At 66.4% G+C, this 17,974-nt stretch carries 19 protein-coding genes; 8 read left to right on the forward strand and 11 right to left on the reverse strand.

Annotated elements, in window-relative coordinates:
• From A5659_RS26180 to A5659_RS26195, 4 genes are all read right to left on the reverse strand, one after another.
• The coding region (locus A5659_RS26180; protein WP_067185336.1) for a cyclopropane mycolic acid synthase family methyltransferase at positions 1 to 818 on the reverse strand (818 nt) is incomplete at its 3' end.
• 95 nt (positions 819 to 913) lie between these two features.
• Entirely contained in the window at positions 914 to 1,777 is an 864-nt protein-coding gene (locus A5659_RS26185) for a 3-hydroxybutyryl-CoA dehydrogenase (RefSeq protein ID WP_065153993.1), read from the reverse strand.
• 188 nt (positions 1,778 to 1,965) lie between these two features.
• Positions 1,966 to 3,252, reverse strand: coding sequence for an isocitrate lyase (gene aceA, locus A5659_RS26190; protein ID WP_066868741.1), 1,287 nt, complete (start codon positions 3,250 to 3,252; stop codon positions 1,966 to 1,968).
• Positions 3,253 to 3,520: 268 nt separating this feature from the next.
• On the reverse strand, positions 3,521 to 4,315 hold the full coding sequence (locus A5659_RS26195; RefSeq protein WP_066868743.1) for an acyl-[acyl-carrier-protein] thioesterase: 795 nt from the start codon (positions 4,313 to 4,315) through the stop codon (positions 3,521 to 3,523).
• Between the two features lie 159 nt (positions 4,316 to 4,474).
• Here A5659_RS26195 and ramB point away from each other — a divergent pair, with 159 nt between their 5' ends.
• Together ramB and A5659_RS26205 are read left to right on the forward strand one after the other, a co-directional pair.
• Complete coding sequence (gene ramB / locus A5659_RS26200; RefSeq protein WP_066868745.1) at positions 4,475 to 5,899, forward strand: acetate metabolism transcriptional regulator RamB; 1,425 nt, start codon at positions 4,475 to 4,477, stop codon at positions 5,897 to 5,899.
• Positions 5,896 to 6,456 carry a carboxymuconolactone decarboxylase family protein gene (locus A5659_RS26205; protein ID WP_066868747.1) on the forward strand — a complete coding sequence of 187 codons (561 nt, stop codon included), beginning with the start codon at positions 5,896 to 5,898 and terminating at the stop codon, positions 6,454 to 6,456. Before ramB ends, A5659_RS26205 begins: the two co-directional genes overlap by 4 nt.
• On the opposite strand, the gene A5659_RS26210 is transcribed toward A5659_RS26205, so the two are convergent.
• The 6 genes from A5659_RS26210 to A5659_RS26235 are packed head-to-tail and all read right to left on the reverse strand — an operon-like array spanning position 6,457 to position 11,069.
• A complete protein-coding gene (locus A5659_RS26210) occupies positions 6,457 to 6,735 on the reverse strand; it encodes a hypothetical protein (RefSeq protein WP_066868749.1) in 279 nt (92 codons plus the stop codon).
• A 9-nt stretch (positions 6,736 to 6,744) separates the two neighbouring features.
• Positions 6,745 to 8,142, reverse strand: coding sequence for a dihydrolipoyl dehydrogenase (lpdA, locus tag A5659_RS26215; RefSeq protein ID WP_066868751.1), 1,398 nt, complete (start codon positions 8,140 to 8,142; stop codon positions 6,745 to 6,747).
• 49 nt (positions 8,143 to 8,191) lie between these two features.
• Positions 8,192 to 8,770 carry a hypothetical protein gene (locus A5659_RS26220; RefSeq protein ID WP_067185340.1) on the reverse strand — a complete coding sequence of 193 codons (579 nt, stop codon included), beginning with the start codon at positions 8,768 to 8,770 and terminating at the stop codon, positions 8,192 to 8,194.
• Positions 8,763 to 9,041, reverse strand: coding sequence for a putative holin (locus tag A5659_RS26225; protein ID WP_197498233.1), 279 nt, complete (start codon positions 9,039 to 9,041; stop codon positions 8,763 to 8,765). The genes A5659_RS26220 and A5659_RS26225 overlap by 8 nt, the downstream gene beginning before the upstream one ends.
• 19 nt (positions 9,042 to 9,060) lie before the next feature.
• Entirely contained in the window at positions 9,061 to 9,546 is a 486-nt protein-coding gene (locus A5659_RS26230) for a DUF779 domain-containing protein (RefSeq protein ID WP_066868755.1), read from the reverse strand.
• Positions 9,546 to 11,069 (reverse strand): aldehyde dehydrogenase family protein, encoded by a 1,524-nt coding sequence (locus A5659_RS26235; RefSeq protein ID WP_067185345.1) that lies wholly within the window; start codon positions 11,067 to 11,069, stop codon positions 9,546 to 9,548. Before A5659_RS26235 ends, A5659_RS26230 begins: the two co-directional genes overlap by 1 nt.
• A gap of 81 nt (positions 11,070 to 11,150) precedes the next feature.
• Between A5659_RS26235 and A5659_RS26240 the strand changes: the two genes are divergently transcribed.
• Positions 11,151 to 11,993: a class I SAM-dependent methyltransferase gene (locus tag A5659_RS26240; protein ID WP_067185349.1), complete on the forward strand. Its 843-nt coding sequence runs from the start codon at positions 11,151 to 11,153 to the stop codon at positions 11,991 to 11,993.
• Positions 11,994 to 12,026: 33 nt separating this feature from the next.
• Positions 12,027 to 14,126: a prolyl oligopeptidase family protein gene (locus tag A5659_RS26245; protein WP_067185352.1), complete on the forward strand. Its 2,100-nt coding sequence runs from the start codon at positions 12,027 to 12,029 to the stop codon at positions 14,124 to 14,126.
• A 17-nt stretch (positions 14,127 to 14,143) separates the two neighbouring features.
• Here the strand turns inward: A5659_RS26245 and A5659_RS26250 are convergent, their stop codons facing one another.
• Positions 14,144 to 15,511 carry a DUF2254 family protein gene (locus tag A5659_RS26250; protein WP_082976193.1) on the reverse strand — a complete coding sequence of 456 codons (1,368 nt, stop codon included), beginning with the start codon at positions 15,509 to 15,511 and terminating at the stop codon, positions 14,144 to 14,146.
• A gap of 154 nt (positions 15,512 to 15,665) precedes the next feature.
• Here A5659_RS26250 and A5659_RS26255 point away from each other — a divergent pair, with 154 nt between their 5' ends.
• The 4 genes from A5659_RS26255 (at position 15,666) to A5659_RS26270 (ending at position 17,933) form a co-directional block, all read left to right on the forward strand.
• Entirely contained in the window at positions 15,666 to 15,977 is a 312-nt protein-coding gene (locus A5659_RS26255) for a hypothetical protein (RefSeq protein WP_066868448.1), read from the forward strand.
• 7 nt (positions 15,978 to 15,984) lie between these two features.
• The gene (locus A5659_RS26260; RefSeq protein WP_067185359.1) at positions 15,985 to 16,896 is read left to right on the forward strand and encodes a crotonase/enoyl-CoA hydratase family protein; all 912 of its coding nucleotides are present in this window, start codon (positions 15,985 to 15,987) and stop codon (positions 16,894 to 16,896) included.
• Between the two features lie 79 nt (positions 16,897 to 16,975).
• The gene (locus tag A5659_RS26265; RefSeq protein WP_066868444.1) at positions 16,976 to 17,488 is read left to right on the forward strand and encodes a DUF5078 domain-containing protein; all 513 of its coding nucleotides are present in this window, start codon (positions 16,976 to 16,978) and stop codon (positions 17,486 to 17,488) included.
• 91 nt (positions 17,489 to 17,579) lie between these two features.
• Positions 17,580 to 17,933, forward strand: coding sequence for a hypothetical protein (locus A5659_RS26270; RefSeq protein WP_066868440.1), 354 nt, complete (start codon positions 17,580 to 17,582; stop codon positions 17,931 to 17,933).
• Positions 17,934 to 17,974: the final 41 nt, after the last annotated feature.

Genomic DNA, 17,974 nt, shown 5'->3' on the forward strand with positions numbered 1-17,974 from the left:
CGGAACAAGTTTTCGCAGCCGGTCAGGTACTTCATGTACCGGTCGTAGACCTCCTGGGACTGGATGGCGATCGCCTGCTCGCGATTGGCCTCGAGTGCCTCGGCCCACAGGTCCAAGGTCCTGGCGTAGTGCAGCTGCAGCGACTGGACGCGGGTCAGGTCGAAGCCCGCGGTCACTCCGTACTCGCCGACGGTCTGCGGCGTCGGCAGCCAGCCGCCGGGGAAGATCTCGGCCAGGATGAACTGCGAGAACTGCACGATTTCGTGGGTCAGCTTCAGGCCCTTGGCCCGCGCGTCTTTGAACGACGGCCGAACGATGGTGTGCAACAGCATTCCGCCGTCGTCGGGAAGGATCTCGTAGGCGCGTTCGAAAAATGCGGGATAGCGCTCCATCTTGAAAGCTTCGAAGGCGCCAATCGTGACGATCCGGTCGACATTGTCCTCGAACTCTTCCCAGCCCTGCAACCGCACCTCGATGTTGCGACTGGTCGGCAATCCGGCCAGCTTGTTCTTGCTGTACTCAAACTGATTGCGGCTCAGCGTGATTCCGATGACGTTGACGTCGTACTTCTCGACGGCCCGCTTCAGCGCGCCACCCCAGCCGCAACCGATGTCGAGCAGCGTCATCCCCGGCTCGAGGTTCAGCTTTCCCAACGCCAAGTCGAACTTCGCAATTTGGGCTTCTTCGAGAGTCATGTCATCACGCTCGAAGTAGGCGCAGGTGTAGCCCATCGTCGCGTCTAAGAATAATGCGAAAAATTCATTCGAGACATCGTAAATAGACTGCGATTCCTCGTAATACGGTTCCAATTTCGTCATGCTCGCTACAAAACCTTTCGTCCTATTCAACGCGAGCATACTAACCGACCGGTCAACGACCGGCGATCCGGGCACCGGTGAGTCGTTAGCGTCGCTCAGTAGGAGTAGAAGCCCCGGCCCGTCTTCTTACCGAGCCGGCCCGCCTCCACCATGCGCAGCAACAGCGGCGGCGGGGCATACTGCGGTTCCTTGAACTCCTCGAACATCTTGTCCGCGATCAGCTTCAACGTGTCCAGGCCGACCAGGTCGGACAGCCGCAGGGGGCCCATCGGATGCGACAAGCCGGCCACCACGGCCTTGTCGACGTCTTCGACGGTGGCAAAACCGGCTTCCACCATGCGGATTGCCGACAGCAGGTACGGCACCAGCAGCGCGTTCACCACGAAGCCGGACCGGTCGGAGCAGCGCACCACCTGCTTGCCCAGGACCGCGCTCGCGAACTCCTCGGTGCGCGCGGCGGCGGCCTCGTCGGTGACCAGCGTGCTGACCAACTCGACCAGCGGCAGCACCGGAACGGGGTTGAAGAAGTGCAGACCGAGCACGCGCTGCGGGTTCTTGGTGGCCGCGGCGATCTTCATGATCGGGATGCTGGAGGTGTTGGAGGCCAGCACGGCGTCGGGATCGGTGATAACCCGGTCGAGCTCGGCGAACACCTGCGCCTTGACGGCGTCGTCCTCGATGATCGCCTCGATGACCAGTTGGCGGTCCGCGAGATCCTTCAGGTCCGTGGTGAAGGTGAGCTTGCTCAGCGCGCGGTCGCGTTCGCGCTCGGTCACCTTGCCGGCGCTGACGCCGCGCTCGAGCGACTTCACGATGCGGTTGCGGCCGGCCGTGATGAGGGCGTCGGTGGTCTCGAACACCGTCACGTCGACACCGGCGCGGACCGAGACCTCGGCGATGCCCGACCCCATCTGGCCGGCCCCGACTACTCCTACGCGCTGAATCGTTGTGTCACTCACTTGATCTCTCTCCGGTTCTCTCCGGTAACCCGTATCGTCTTGCACCGCAATAGGCCCCGCCCAGGATCAGCTGGGCGGGGCCTACGCTACTTCATCTCAATTTCGGGGCGCGGCTTGCGCCGAGGGCCGGTGGCTCAGTGACTCACGCCTTCGGTTCCACTTCGTCCTCGCGGCAAGCCCGCTCGTCCTCAGTGAAACTGACCCTCTTCGGTGGAGCCGGTCAGCGCGGTGGTCGACGAGGTCGGGTCCACCGTGGTGGCGATGCGGTCGAAGTAACCGGCACCCACCTCGCGCTGGTGCTTGGTCGCGGTGTAGCCGCGCTCCTCGGCGGCGAACTCGCGCTCCTGCAGCTCGACGTAAGCGCTCATCTGGTTGCGGGCGTAGCCGTAGGCCAGATCGAACATCGAGTAGTTCAGGGCGTGGAAGCCGGCCAGCGTGATGAACTGGAACTTGAATCCCATTGCGGCAAGCTCCTTTTGGAACTTCGCGATGGTGGAGTCGTCCAGGTGCTTCTTCCAGTTGAACGACGGCGAGCAGTTGTAGGCCAGCATCTGGTCGGGGAACTCGGCCTTGACGCCCTCGGCGAACTTGGCGGCGAGCTCGAGGTCCGGAGTACCGGTCTCCATCCAGATCAGGTCGGAGTACGGCGCGTAGGCCTTGGCCCGGGCGATGCACGGCTCGAGACCGTTGCGCACCCGGTAGAAGCCTTCCTTGGTGCGCTCACCGGTGATGAACGGCTGGTCGCGCTCGTCGACGTCGGAGGTGATCAGCGTGGCGGCCTCGGCGTCGGTGCGGGCGATGACCACGGTGGGGACGTCGCACACGTCGGCGGCCAGCCGGGCCGAGGTCAGGGTCCGGATGTGCTGCTGGGTCGGGATCAGCACCTTGCCGCCCAGGTGTCCACACTTCTTCTCCGAGGCCAGCTGGTCCTCCCAGTGCGAGCCGGCCACACCGGCGGCGATCATGGCCTTCTGCAGCTCGTAAACGTTGAGCGCACCACCGAAGCCGGCCTCACCGTCGGCGACGATCGGCGCCAGCCAGTTCTCCACCGAGGTGTCACCCTCGACCTTGGCAATCTCGTCGGCGCGCAGCAGCGCGTTGTTGATCCGGCGCACCACCTGCGGCACCGAGTTGGCCGGGTACAGGCTCTGGTCGGGGTAGGTGTGGCCGGACAGGTTCGCATCACCGGCGACCTGCCAACCCGACAGGTAGATGGCCTTCAGGCCCGCGCGCACCTGCTGCACGGCCATGTTGCCGGTCAGGGCGCCCAGCGCGTTGATGTACTCCAGGTCGTGCAGCTGCTCCCAGAGCACCTCGGCGCCGCGGCGGGCCAGGGTGGCCTCCTCGACTACGGTGCCTTGCAGGGCGACGACGTCCTCGGCCGTGTAGGTCCGGGTGACACCCTTCCAACGCGGGTTGGTGTCCCAGTCCTTCTGGATCTGTTCGGCGCTCTTGGGGGTGCCAACGACAGACATTGGGCATGCTCCTTCACGGTCTTCACTACTGAGTTGCGGACGCCGCACCGGCGGTAGCTAGCGGCTCAACTTCGCTGGTGTGCTAACTCGAAGATGGCACAGCTCATAGGGGCTGGTCCACCCGTTTCAGTTGCCAATTTAAGCAACGGGACCGACCGATTTTGCGAAGTTTGCTAAGCTGCGAACAAACTTAACCGTTTCAGAAGCTACCCGTCAGTAACCCCAAAGCCGCAGGTCACACCGCAAATTAACCGGGACGCTTGTCCTGTTAGCGAGCAAAGATCGCGGCGACGGCTTTCGCCTCGTCGCCGACGGCATATGTGAGCGTTGTAACAGTCCGATCGGCCAGTTCGGTACCGAATTGTTCGGTGGATCCGGCAGGGTGGACGTGCGAGATGATCTCCAGCTTGTCGCCCAGCGCCACCGGCGCCTCGTGCTCGATGGTGACGCGCAGCGGGGTCCGCATCAGCTCCAGATGGGACGCCAGATAGTCCTCGATCACGCTCCAGTACACGGAGTTGTTCATGTGGTCGAACAGGTCGATGTCGGTGACCCGGACCGGAAACTCGTGGATCTCGACCGCGTCGTCGCGGCTGCCCGGCTTGAGATACGACTTCCACCGCAGCCGGTCGACGGAAGTGGTCTTGTGCAGTCCGGCCAGGAAGTCGTCGGCGATGCGCGAGGGCATCTGGGTTTCGCGGTTGATGTTGATCCAGAACGCCTCGGACTCGATGAGCCCACCCTTGCGGCCATCGATGCGGACCCGCATCTCGCACCACCGGTTCGACGTGCCCGAACACCAGCGACGCAGGCGCAGCATGTCGTTGAACTCGATCGGTCGGACCAGGTCGAGCATGGTGCGCCGGACGATCCACAGCGGATGGGTCTCCTCGAAGCCCATCTCGCGCAGCTGGTCCTGGCCGATGTCCTGGATGTGGCGCGCCGCGGCGTCCAGCCGCAACCGACCCGTGCGGTCGATATCGCCGACCCGCAACGGCCACTGGCGGTCGAACACGTCAGGGTGACCGTCGGGCACCGGCATCAGTTGTTTATCCAGGCTCACCGCGTCGCTCCCGTTTCCTCCTCGTGGTTACCCCAGGCTAAGGCCTGCGCCCCGGTCGCATCATCCCAACGGGGTGCGTCGAACACCTATCCCGCGCGACCGCAGGCATTGCCAAGTCTGCGAACTCCCATCTTCGCAAAGGCCGGTAACCTCGGAGAGGTGTCCAAAACGTTCGTCGGGTCACGCGTTCGCCAGCTTCGCAACGAACGCGGGTTCTCCCAGGCCGCGCTGGCTCAGATGCTGGAGATCTCACCGAGCTACCTCAACCAGATCGAGCACGACGTCCGCCCCCTGACCGTGGCCGTGCTGCTGCGCATCACCGAGGTGTTCGGGGTGGATGCGACGTTCTTCTCCTCCCAGGACGACACCCGGCTGGTCGCCGAGCTGCGCGAGGTCACCATGGACCGGGACCTGGACATCGACGTCGACCCCACCGAGGTCGCCGAGATGGTCAGCGCCCATCCCGCGTTGGCCCGCGCGGTGGTCAACCTGCACCGGCGCTACCGGATCACCACGGCCCAGCTCGCGGCCGCCACCGAGGAGCGGTACTCCGACGGCAGCGGTAGCGGGTCGATCACCATGCCGCACGAGGAAGTCCGCGACTACTTCTACCAACGACAGAACTACCTGCACGAGCTGGACACCGCCGCCGAGGATCTGACCAGCAAGATGCGGTTGCACCACGGCGATCTGGCGCGCGAGCTGACCCGCCGGCTCACCGAGGTGCACGGTGTGCACATCAACCGGCGGATCGATCTAGGCGACACCGTGCTGCACCGCTTCGATCCCGAAACCAAGACGCTGGAATTCAGCAACCACCTGTCGTTGGGACAGCAGGTGTTCAAGATGGCCGCCGAACTGGCCTACCTCGAATTCGGCGATCTGATCGACACTTTGGTCGAGGAGGGCAAGTTCACCAGCGACGAGTCACACACCCTCGCCCGGCTGGGGCTGGCCAACTACTTCGCCGCGGCCACCGTGCTCCCCTACCGCCAGTTCCACGACGTCGCGGAGAATTTCCGCTACGACGTCGAGCGGCTGTCCTCGTTCTACTCGATCAGTTACGAGACCATCGCACACCGGCTTTCGACGTTGCAGCGGCCGTCGATGCGCGGTGTGCCGTTCTCGTTCGTCCGGGTCGACCGGGCCGGGAACATGTCAAAACGTCAGTCCGCCACCGGGTTTCACTTCTCCTCCAGCGGAGGCACCTGCCCGCTGTGGAATGTCTACGAGACGTTCGCCAACCCGGGCAAGATCCTGGTGCAGATCGCCCAGATGCCCGATGGCCGCAATTACATGTGGGTGGCCCGCACCGTGGAACGGCGCGCGGCCCGGTATGGTCAGCCGGGTAAGACCTTCGCGATCGGCCTGGGCTGCGAGCTTCGCCACGCTCACCGGCTGGTCTACTCGGAGGGACTCGACGTCTCGGGGGAACCAGGAACAGTGGCCACACCGATCGGCGCGGGCTGTCGGGTCTGCGAACGCGACAATTGCCCACAGCGCGCCTTCCCCGCACTCGGCCGCGCACTCGATCTCGACGAGCACCGCAGCACGGTGTCGCCCTACCTGGTGACCCAGCCATGAGCGCGCCGGCGGACGGCCGCATCCCGCCGGGGCGGTTCCGCGAACTCGGGCCGATCAACTGGGTGATCGCCAAGCTGGGTGCGCGCACCGTGCGGGCCCCGGAGATGCACCTGTTCACCACCCTGGGGCAGCGCCGGTTGCTGTTCTGGACCTGGCTGGCCTACGGGGGCCGACTGCTGCGCGGCAAGCTCCCGACCATCGACACCGAATTGGTGATCCTGCGCGTCGCGCACCTGCGCTCGTGCGAATACGAGTTGCAGCACCATCGCCGGATGGCGCGCACCGCCGGGCTCGACGCCGATCTGCAGGCCGCGATCTTCGCGTGGCCGCAGCGGTTGGACCCGGTCGATGCGCGCCTGACGGTGCGTCAGCAGGCGCTGCTGTCGGCGACGGACGAGTTCGTCAAGGACCGGACGGTCACCGCCGAGACCTGGCAGGCGCTGGCCGCCCACCTGGATCGGCGGCAGCTGATCGAATTCTGTTTGCTCGCAAGCCAATACGACGGTCTGGCCGCGACCATGTCAGCGCTCGAGATTCCGCTGGACCATCCGCGCTAGCTACAGGTAGACGTCGGCGAGGATGGCCAGCGTCAGTATCACGGGAAGCACCGGCAGCGCGAAGGCGAACGCCGCCCACGGCCGCTTGCCCCGCCGGCGCTGCCGCAAGCCCCACAGCGCGGCGCCGATCCCCAGCACCACCGACGCCAGCAGCACCAGCGGGCCCCAGTGGCCGGCGGTCGCGTTGTCGCCGTTCGAAATGGCCAGCAGCCACAGGACATAACCGGTCGCCAGGCCACCGACGGCACCCGCGAGGGCCTGAGGGGTGACGGTGCGCATATCTCTTACTCAGAAATTGATCATGTGCCCGGTCAGGCCGTGGAAGCATTCCTGCAGTGCCTCGGACATGGTCGGGTGGGTGTGGACGTTGCGGGCAAGCTCGGTTGCGGTCAGGTCCCACTTCTGGGCCAGCGTCAGCTCCGGAAGCAACTCTGAGACGTCGTGGCCGACCAGGTGTCCGCCCAGCAGCTCACCGTATTTCGCGTCGGCGATCAGCTTGACGAACCCGCTGGGGTCGCCCACGCCGTGGGCCTTGCCGTTGGCGGTGAACGGAAACTTCGCCACCACCACGTCGTGGCCCTCCTCGCGAGCCTGCTCCTCGGTGAGCCCGAAGCTGGCGACGTTGGGCTGGCAGAACGTCGCGCGCGGCATCATCCGGTAGTCACCGAGCGCCAAAGTCTCTGCGCCGGCGATGGTTTCGGCCGCCACCACACCCTGGGCCTCAGCGACGTGGGCCAGCTGCAACTTTCCGGTGACGTCGCCGATGGCGTAGATGTGCTCGATGTTGGTCCGCATGTAGTCGGTGATTCCGATGGCCTTGCGGTCGGTCAGCGCGACGCCGGCCGCCTCCAGGCCGTAGCCCTCGACATTTGGGGCAAAACCGATGGCCTGCAACACCTTTGCGGCCTTGAGTTCCTGCGAGTTACCGTCCTTGCTGACCACCACGGTCACCTCGGAGCCGTTGTCGGAGATCGACTCGACCTTGGTGCTGGTCAATATCTTCACGCCCAGCTTCTTGAACTGCCGCTCGACCTCCTTGGAGACATCGGCGTCCTCGTTCGGCAGCGCGCGCGGCAGGAACTCGACGACGGTCACGTCGACGCCGTAGTTCTTCAGCACATAGCCGAACTCCATGCCGATCGCCCCGCAACCGGCGATGATGATCGACTCCGGCAGCTCGCGGGACAGGATCAGTTCCTCGTAGGTGACCACGTTGGCCGACAGCGACGTGCCGGGGACCAGGCGGGTGCTGCTGCCGGTGGCGATGATGGCGTTGTCGAAAGTCACCGTCTCCGTGCCGCCCTCGTTGAGCTCGACGGAGATCGTGTTGGCGTCGGTGAAGCGGCCGTAGCCATGGATTTCGGTGATCTTGTTCTTCTTCATCAGGAAGTGCACGCCGGCGACGCGGCCCTCGGCCACCTTGCGGCTGCGGTCAAACGCGGCGCCGTAGTCGAAGGTCGCCTCGCCGCTGATGCCAAACGTCTTGGCCTCTTTGGTGAAGATGTGGGCGAGTTCGGCGTTGCGCAGCAGCGCCTTGGAGGGGATGCACCCGACGTTGAGGCAGACGCCACCCCAGTACTTCGGTTCGATCACCGCGGTGCTCAGCCCCAGCTGTGCGGCGCGAATGGCTGCGACATATCCGCCGGGACCGGCCCCGAGGACGACGACGTCATAGTGAGAAGTCACGAGCCCACCCTAGTTGGCCGCGGCCTCTGGCGGCCGCCCGGGCGAGCCGTCAATAGGGAATGACACCGACCAGACAGTGCCCCGCTCGCTCGCAGTGGTAGTAGCCGTACAGGGGTGCCGCGGCGACCAGCGACGCGAACGGCCCGGACATCAGCGCCACCGCGAGCGCCGAGATCAGCGGCCGGCCTTCGGTCATCGCCAGCATCACCGAGCCGACGATGCACACCACCACGTAGGCCAGGACGGCGAACAGCGCCGCCGTCTTGTCGGACGAGTGGTACCACCAAGAGAACAGCCCCAGCCCGATCACGGCCGCCGCGGACCACACGCCCAGCAGCACCAGGGCCAGCTTCCACCACCTGAGGTAGAGATACCGGCCGGGCACGTTGATCGGTTGCACGGGGCCGACGGGCTCGGGCGACTCCTGCTCGCTAGCCTCCGGCGTCGCGGCTGCCGCCGGTGCGGCGGCGGGCTCCGGCTCGGCCACCGCGGGGTGCTCGCCGGTCTCGTCATCGAAATCGGGCACCCAGGATTGGGTGCCGGTGTGCTCGGAGTCGTCTTCGTCATCCGAGAAGTCCGGTACGAACGCCTCGGTGCCGGGGCTCGAGGCGTCCTTGTCGTCAGCCACCGGCGGTCACCCGTAGCGCGACGAGCACACCGAACCAGCCGGGCGCCACCGACAGCAGGAACGCCCCGAGCATGGTGACCCACCGGCGCCCGGAGAACAGGATCGTCGCCAGCCCTACGACGCTGGGGATGCCGACCACCGACGCGATGGCGACGCCCGGGCGGACGCTGGCGTGAATCGCCAGGGTGCAGGCCACGCCCGCCAAAAGTCCGACCGCACTGCCGATCAGCATGGCGCTGGCCAACAACCAGGGACGCGGAAGGGGAATCACTTTCTCGACTGTACTGCGGCTACCCGCGCGGGGGGCACGTTGACGACGCCGCGTCGGCCACCACCGGACCCCGTGCCGGGGGGCGTTCACCGCGTTCGTAATCCGCGCCGGTGATCACCGCGGCGGCGGCCATTGCGGCCCGTTCGTCGTCGGTGAAGACGCGACCGCGGGACAGGAACCGCACGCCGTCGGGCGCCTCCAGGCTGAACCCGCCCCCGCGGCCGGGCACCACGTCGATGACCAGCTGGGTGTGCTTGTCGCGATAGTGGGCGGTGTACTGCGGACCCGAAATCCACACCGGCACACCGTCTGTCCCGACGTCGAGGACGCCGAGCAAGACGTCGCGATCGCCGACCAGGAAATCGCCGAGCGGATAACACATCGGCGACGACCCATCGCAGCAGCCACCGGACTGGTGGAACATCACCGGGCCGTGGGCGGCCTGCAACCGCGCCAGCACCTCGGCGGCCGGGGCGGTGATGACCACCCCGGGGGGCGGAAGCATCAGAAGAACCCTTGCGCCTTTTCGGAGTAGGACACCAGCAGGTTCTTGGTCTGCTGATAGTGGTCGAGCATCATCTTGTGGTTCTCCCGGCCGATGCCGGACTGCTTGTAGCCGCCGAACGCGGCGTGGGCGGGATAGACGTGGTAGCAGTTCACCCACACCCGGCCGGCCTGGATGTCGCGCCCGGCCCGGTAGGCGGTGTTGCCGTCGCGGCTCCACACCCCGGCCCCCAGGCCATACAGGGTGTCGTTGGCGATCGAGATGGCGTCGTCGTAATCGGCGAACGACGTCACCGTGACCACCGGCCCGAATATCTCCTCCTGAAAGACCCGCATCTTGTTGTCGCCACTGAAGATGGTGGGCTGCATGTAGAAGCCGCCGGACAGGTCGCCGCCGAGCTCGGCGCGTTCGCCGCCGGTGATCACCTTGGCGCCTTCGTTTTTGCCGATCTCGATGTAGGACAACACCTTTTCCAACTGGTCGTTGGAGGCCTGCGAGCCCAGCATGGTCTCGCTGTCCAGCGGATCACCCTGGCGGACTGCCTTGGTGCGGATCGCGGCCAGTTCGAGGAACTCGTCGTAGATGTCGGCCTGAACCAGGCTGCGCGACGGGCACGTGCACACCTCGCCCTGGTTGAGGGCGAACATGGTGAAGCCCTCCAGCGCCTTGTCCTGGTAGTCGTCGGCCTTGGCCATCACGTCGGAGAAAAAGATATTGGGGCTCTTGCCGCCGAGCTCCAGCGTGACCGGGATGAGGTTTTGCGACGCGTACTGCATGATCAGCCGCCCGGTGGTGGTCTCGCCGGTGAACGCGATCTTGGCGATCCGGTTGCTCGACGCCAGCGGCTTGCCGGCCTCGGCGCCGAATCCGTTGACGACGTTGACCACTCCCGGCGGGAGCAGGTCGCCGATCAGCGACATCAGGTAGAGCACCGAAACCGGTGTCTGCTCAGCGGGTTTGAGCACCACCGCGTTGCCGGCCGCCAGCGCGGGCGCCAGCTTCCAGGCACCCATCAGGATCGGGAAGTTCCACGGGATGATCTGCCCGACCACTCCGAGCGGCTCGTGGAAGTGGTAAGCCACGGTGTCGTCATCGATCTGGCTCAGCGCGCCCTCCTGCGCGCGCAGCGCCGCGGCGAAGTAGCGGAAGTGGTCGGCGGCCAACGGAATGTCGGCGGCCAACGCCTCGCGGATCGGCTTGCCGTTGTCCCAGACCTCGGCCACCGCCAGCGCGGCGGTGTGCTCCTCGATGCGGTCGGCGATCTTGTTCAGGATTGCCGCGCGCTCCGCGGGTGCCGTCTTGCCCCACGCCGGGGCGGCGGCGTGCGCGGCATCCAGTGCCGTGTCGATGTCGGCCTCGTCGGAGCGGGCCACCTCGCAGAACGGCTGGCCGGTGACCGGGGTCGGGTTCTCGAAGTAGCGGCCCTTGGCGGGCGCAACCCACTGCCCGCCAATGAAATTCTCGTAGCGGGATTCGTACGACATCAACGCCCCGGCAGAACCTGGACGTGCGAAAACAGCCATCTTTTCGGCTCCTTCCCTCGTGACACAGCTCACAGTACGCTGCACTCATCCGGGGATGTCGGGTCGACGCGGGGGACGAGCATGGCCGAGACGCATTCAGCCGAGGAGGCGCTTCGGCAGTGGAGATCCGTGGCACCGGCCTGGGAACAGCACCGGGAACGCATGTTCGGCGACGTGCGCGCGGTGTCCGAATGGCTCGTCGAGCAGGTTGATCCGCAACCGGGCCAGACCGTTCTGGAGGTGGCGGCGGGCCCGGGCGAGACCGGCTTTCTCGTCGCGGACCGGCTCGGTCCCAGGGGCCGCCTGATCTCCAGCGATTTTGCGCCCGAGATGGTGGCGGCAGCGCGTCGCGGGGCCGACGAGCGGGGCCTGCACAACGTCGAATGTCGCGAACTCGACGCCGAACAGCTCGATCTGCCGGACGCCAGCATCGACGGGGTGCTTTCGCGCTTCGGGCTGATGCTCATGCCGGGGCAGCAGAGGGCGGTCGCGGAGGTCCGGCGGGTCTTGCGGCCGGGCGGTCGGTTCGCCTACGCGACGTGGGGACCGCCGGACCGCAACCCGTGGCTCTTCCACCTGGTGGTCGCGATGCTGCAGAACGGGGTCACGCCGCCCGGCGACCCGTTCGCCCCAGGCGGTCCTTTCTCCCTCGCCACCCCCGAAAGCAACCGGGCCCTGGCCGATGCGGGCGGGTTCGCGGACGTCGCCGTCGAAGAGATCACCGGGGTCATGCGTTTCGACAGCCCGGACGAGCACTGGGCGCATGTCACCGGGCTCGCCGGCCCGGTGGTGGAACTGGTGGCCTCCCTGGACCCCGCGCAGATCGACGCGATCCGCGCGACCCTCGCACCGTCGCTGACGCCCTACCAGCGCGACGGCGCCCTCGAGATCCCGTGGGCCGCGATGGTTACGAGGGCGACGTAAGAGCCCGCGTCCTGCGGCCGTAAGAATGGCGGCATGACTGAGGACCCATACCTGTGGCTCGAGGACGTCACCGGTGACGAGGCGCTGGACTGGGTGCGGGCGCGTAACGAGCCGACACTGGCGCGCTTTCGCGACGAGAATTTCGAGCGGATGCGCATCGAGGCGCTCGAGGTGCTCGACACCGACGCCCGCATCCCCTACGTGGTCCGCCGCGGCGAGTACCTCTACAACTTCTGGCGCGATGCGGCCAACCCCCGCGGGCTGTGGCGGCGCACCACACTGGACAGCTACCGCACCGACTCCCCGGAGTGGGACGTGCTGATCGACGTCGACGAACTGGGTCGGGCCGACGGCGAGAAGTGGGTGTGGGCCGGCGCCGGCGTCATCTACCCGGAATACACCCGCGCGTTGGTCAGCCTCTCCCGCGGCGGCTCCGACGCCTCCATCGTGCGCGAATTCGACATGGAAACAAGGAAATTCGTCGACGACGGGTTCGCGCTACCCGAGGCCAAGTCGCAGGTGAGCTGGGCCGATCCGGACACCGTGCTGGTCGGCACCGACTTCGGCGAGGATTCGCTGACCGACTCCGGCTATCCACGGGTGGTCAAACGATGGCGCCGCGGCACCCCCCTCGCCGACGCCGAGACGGTCTTCGAGGGATCTCGCTCCGACGTCAACGTGGTGGCCAGCGCCAGCCGGATCCCCGGGTTCGAACGCACCCTGATCGGCCGGGCCTTGGACTTCTGGAACGAAGAGGTCTACGAGTTGCGTGGGTCGGAACTGATCCGCATCGACGCGCCCACCGACGCCAGCGTGAGTCTGCACCGCGAGTGGCTGTTGATCGAGCTGCGCAGCGACTGGTCGTTGGGCGAGTCCAGCTATACCGCCGGGTCGCTGCTGGCCGCGAATTACGAGGAATTCCTCGCCGGCACAGCGCAATTGCAGGTGGTGTTCGAACCCGACGAGCACACCGCGCTCAACCACTACACGTGGACCAAGCACCGGCTGCTGATCGTCACACTCGCCGACGTGGCCAGCCGCGTGGAGATCGTCACGCCGCCATCGCGTGACGACCCGCCGCGCTTGCGATCGTCACCATCGCGTGACGACCCGCTGCGCCCGGCTCCGCCGCGCTTGCGATCGTCACAAGGTGACTGGCGACGCGAGCCGGTGGCCGGGATTCCCGCCGCGACCAATACCGTCGTCGTCTCCGCCGACGACACCGGCGACGAATTCTTTTTGGATTCCAGCGGATTCGACTCGCCGTCACGGCTGATGCGCGGAACCGACGACGGCCGGCTCGAGCAGATCAAGTCCGCGCCGGCCTTCTTCGACGCCGAAAACATCTCGGTGACACAGAACTTCGTCACGTCACAGGACGGCACGTCGATCCCCTACTTCGTGGTGCGGCCCGGCGGTCCGCAGGCCGCCGACGGGCCGGCGCCCACCCTGCTCTACGGCTACGGCGGCTTCGAATCGTCGAACACGCCGGGCTACAGCGGCGTGCTGGGCCGGCTGTGGCTGGCCCGTGGGGGCACCTACGTCCTGGCCAACATTCGCGGCGGGGGCGAATACGGTCCCGGCTGGCACACCCAGGCGATGCGGGAGGGCCGGCACAAGGTGGCCGAGGACTTCGCCGCCGTCGCAACCGATTTGGTGGATCGCGGCATCACCACGGTCGAGCAGCTCGGGGCGCAGGGCGGCAGCAACGGGGGCCTGCTGATGGGCATCATGCTGACGCAGTACCCCGAGCGGTTCGGGGCGCTGGTGTGCAGCGTGCCCCTGCTGGACATGAAGCGCTACCACCTGCTGCTGGCCGGCGCCTCCTGGGTCGCCGAGTACGGCGACCCCGACAACCCCGACGACTGGGCATTCATCTCCGAATACTCGCCCTATCAAAACATTTCGGCGACGCGCCGCTACCCACCGGTGCTGATGACCACCTCCACCCGCGATGACCGGGTGCACCCGGGGCATGCCCGCAAGATGACGGCAGCACTCGAGGCCGCCGGTCATCAGGTCTTCTACTACGAGAACATCGAGGGCGGGCACGCCGGCGCGGCGGACAACGAGCAGGTGGCGTTCAAGTCCGCGCTGACCTACTCGTTTCTATGGCAGATGCTGGGCACTTGAGCTGAATGGTCTTGCTGTCAGCCCTCGGACTGCTGATTGCCCAACCGTGAGCCGAGGCGGGCGACTTCCGCCGCCGCGCCGGCCTGACCATTGTCCGACAGCGCACGGCCCAACGCGGTGAGCGCTCGCTCCATCTCATTGGTCAGGGGATGCCTGGCGGCGCCAGGCAACGCGTGGCGCAGTTGTGCCGTCACCATGCGTTGGTACTCCGCGGGAAGGTCCGGAAGGGCCATGGCGAAGACGTTGAAAACCTGGGCGCAGGTCTGGTGTTGCCCGCCCTGGGCGGCACCCACCGCGATGCTCGAAAGTGCGGACAACACTTCCGGAATCGCGGTGTCACGGTAAACGACCGGCAGCGGTTCGTCGTCGGGCTGCGTTCCACCGGATGACGGCGATCGGTGCACCCAGTGCGCCAACAGGGTGTGCAATCCGTCTATCGTCACCAAGGCCGCTTCCGGATCGCGCTGTGTAGCCGACGCCCATCCGATGCTCGAGAGCTGATGCACCCCGTAAACCGGTTCCCGGTTGAGTTGTCGCTCACGGCCGCAGCGCAACGCGTCATAAACCGCCCCGGCCAGCCGTTCCCGGTCGGCCTGACGCTCGGCACGCACCCCGGCGAGTGCCGATCCTTCGACCATGTGGCTACCCAGCCTGACGCAAAACTCGACTTCGACTGCGCCGCTGGTTGATTCGAGAGCCCGACCAAGGCTGTCCACGTCGATGTCGACGAGATAGCCGCTGCACTCCGACCGAACGATGGTGGTGGGCAGCCGCTCGAGTTGAGGTTTGTCCCGCAGCCGCCGCAACCACGCCGACTGCTCGGCACGGGTGGCGACGGTGAGCTGCACGATGCGTTCGACCACCGAGGGCGGACGCAGCTGGTCGAGAACCAGGTAGCCGAAGACCACCAGCCCCACCAGCGCGAGCACGCTCAAGATCAGCGCGACGACGGTGGAAAACACGGCTCGTTGCGGATCGGCCAACGTCAGCACGATCACGTAGTACGTGGAGAGCCCGGCGAAGTATCCGAAGAAGGCCTTGTGGGCGCGGCGACTGAGAAATTGCTCGACGACCACCCACGTGAAGACATCGGCCATCCGGTTCACCAGCGTCAAAAGCTGAAAGAACGTGATGGTCATCAAGGTGAGCACGCCCGGCGCAACGGTGCGCAACATCGACTGGTTCTGTTGCGGCGGCGCCACTTTGGCGAGAGCCTGCTGAACCGGCTGCAGCCACCCGATATCGGTGCGGTCCAACACGCTGGTGACGACCGCCAGCACGATGAACCCCAAGATCATCACCAGCGGCACGGCCAGGAATTCCTGCAGCGACCGCCGCAAGCCGCTTTCCCGCCGTGGCCGCGCGGGGCCGGCCGTACCAGGCATCCCCTCACCTGCTCCCGTGACACGCCAACATGTTTCCCACTGATACCCGCGAGATCATCGATGAATCCGCATCCGTGAGCGCCGCAGAGCACGACGCCGAGAAAGGTCGCAGCATTCGATACCGAACCGCGGACGCGGCCATAGGATCGTCGACGTGTCCGCGATCCAACGCATCGAACTCACCCTGCTGGCGACGGGATTGATCTTCATCCTGGCCTCGGCGGCACAGGCGCGCTATCGCTTCGTCAAACACCGTCGCGCCGGCCGGCGGTTCTACTGGGCGACCGCGGCCATCGGCATCGTCTGCTTTGCGGTCGGGACGGGGCAACTCTGGCCGAACGGCGTGCTCGCGGCGGCGGTGTTTTCCGCCATCGTCGCCTTTTCGGCCTACCTCACCACGCCGTATTTGAAGATCGGCGGGCGAATCTACGCGTCCTCGCCGGAGAACCGTCAGCCCGACCCGTAAGGACGCTATGCCGACCCGTGACTTCGAGACGCTGCTGTACCGGACGGCCGGCCCGGTCGCCACCATCACGCTGAACCGCCCGGACCAGCTCAACTCGATCGTGCCGCCGATGCCCGACGAGATCGAGGCCGCCATCGGGCTGGCCGAGCGCGATCAAGACATCAAGGTCATCGTGCTGCGCGGTGCGGGCCGGGCGTTCTCCGGCGGCTACGACTTCGGCGGCGGCTTCCAGCACTGGGGCGAGGCCATGATGACCGACGGGAAATGGGATCCGGGCAAGGATTTCGCGATGGTCAGCGCCCGCGAGACCGGCCCGACCCAGAAATTCATGGCCATCTGGCGGGCGTCCAAGCCGGTGATCGCCCAGGTACACGGCTGGTGCGTGGGCGGGGCCAGCGACTACGCGTTGTGCGCCGACCTCGTCATCGCCAGCGAAGACGCGGTGATCGGCACGCCCTACAGCAGGATGTGGGGCGCGTATCTGACCGGGATGTGGCTCTACCGGCTGAGCCTGGCCAAGGCCAAGTGGCACTCGCTGACCGGCCGGCCGCTGACCGGCGTGCAGGCCGCCGAGATCGAGTTGATCAACGAGGCGGTGCCATTCGAGCGGCTGGAGGCCCGCGTCGCCGAGATCGCCGCCGAGCTTTCGCAGATCCCGTTGTCGCAGCTGCAGGCCCAAAAGCTGATCGTCAACCAGGCCTACGAGAACATGGGGCTGGCGTCCACCCAGACGCTCGGCGGCATTCTCGACGGCCTGATGCGCAACACCCCAGACGCGCTGGCCTTCATCAAGACCGCCGAGGCCGACGGCGTGCGCGCGGCGATCGAGCGCCGCGACGGCCCCTTCGGCGACTACAGTCAGGCCCCGCCGGAGCTGCGGCCCGATCCAAAGCACGTCATCGTCCCTGATCGCGACTGATACTGAGATGCACTAGCCAAATCCTGGCAGTGAGCTGGGAACTGTTCCCGGCGGGCCAAAAAGTGCTACCGTAACGGCTATGTCTCGGCTGAGTTCTGGCCTGCGTGCAGGCGCCGTGTTCCTTGCTCTGGGTGTTACCGCTGCGATCTTCCCGTCGACCGCGGTAGCCGACTCCACGGAGGACTTCCCGATCCCCCGCCGGATGATCAACACCACGTGCGACGCCGAGCAGATCCTGGCGGCCTCCCGGGACACCAGCCCGGTGTATTACCAGCGCTACATGATCGACTTCGACAACCACCCGAACGTCCAGCAGGCGACCATCGACAAGGCGCACTGGTTCTACTCGCTGTCACCGGAGGACCGCCGGAACTACTCCGAGAACTTCTATGCGCCCGTGTCCGATCCGCTGTGGGTGGCCTGGCCCAACCACATGAAGATTTTCTGGAACAACAAGGGCGTCGTGGCCAAGGCCACCGACATCTGCAACCAGTACCCGCCCGGCGACATGTCAGTCTGGGACTGGGCCGAGCCCACTGGCCCGCCCGGATGGCCAGGGCCTGTCAAGGGCCGGGTCGACCCCCAAGGCTAGGGTTCGACGTTGTTCGTCCCCCGATCGGGGGACATCGCAATCACCCGTTGACCGGATGGTGCGTTGCGCGCCGCCGCGGGATAGTCGTGCCATGCACAGCACAGACGCTCAGCCACCCCGGGGCGGGTCCCATCGCGACGACGTCGCCGACATCCTGGCGCAGCTCGATTGGCACGACCTCACCTGCCAGGCCGACGTCGGCTGCACCAGCCGCGCCACCCACGTCGTGCACCGCCACGCCGTGGACGGCTGCAACCGGCCCGGCGCGGACCCGCTCGGCAACATCGTCGGCATCGTCTGCACCTGCTGCCTGCGCGACCTGCAGATCGAGGTGCTGCGGCAGGTGGACCAGATCAGGTCCAGCCCGCACGCCTACTGCCTGACCTGCGGCGTACCGGTACGCCAGCTCAGTCACGCCTTACGCGTGACCCAGCTCCGTCAGTAGCGCGGTCGTCGCGCCACCGGTCGGTGTTCGCGCGCGTGAAG

The sequence above is a fragment of the Mycobacterium sp. 1165196.3 genome (assembly GCF_001673415.1).
Lineage (GTDB): Bacteria > Actinomycetota > Actinomycetes > Mycobacteriales > Mycobacteriaceae > Mycobacterium > Mycobacterium europaeum_A.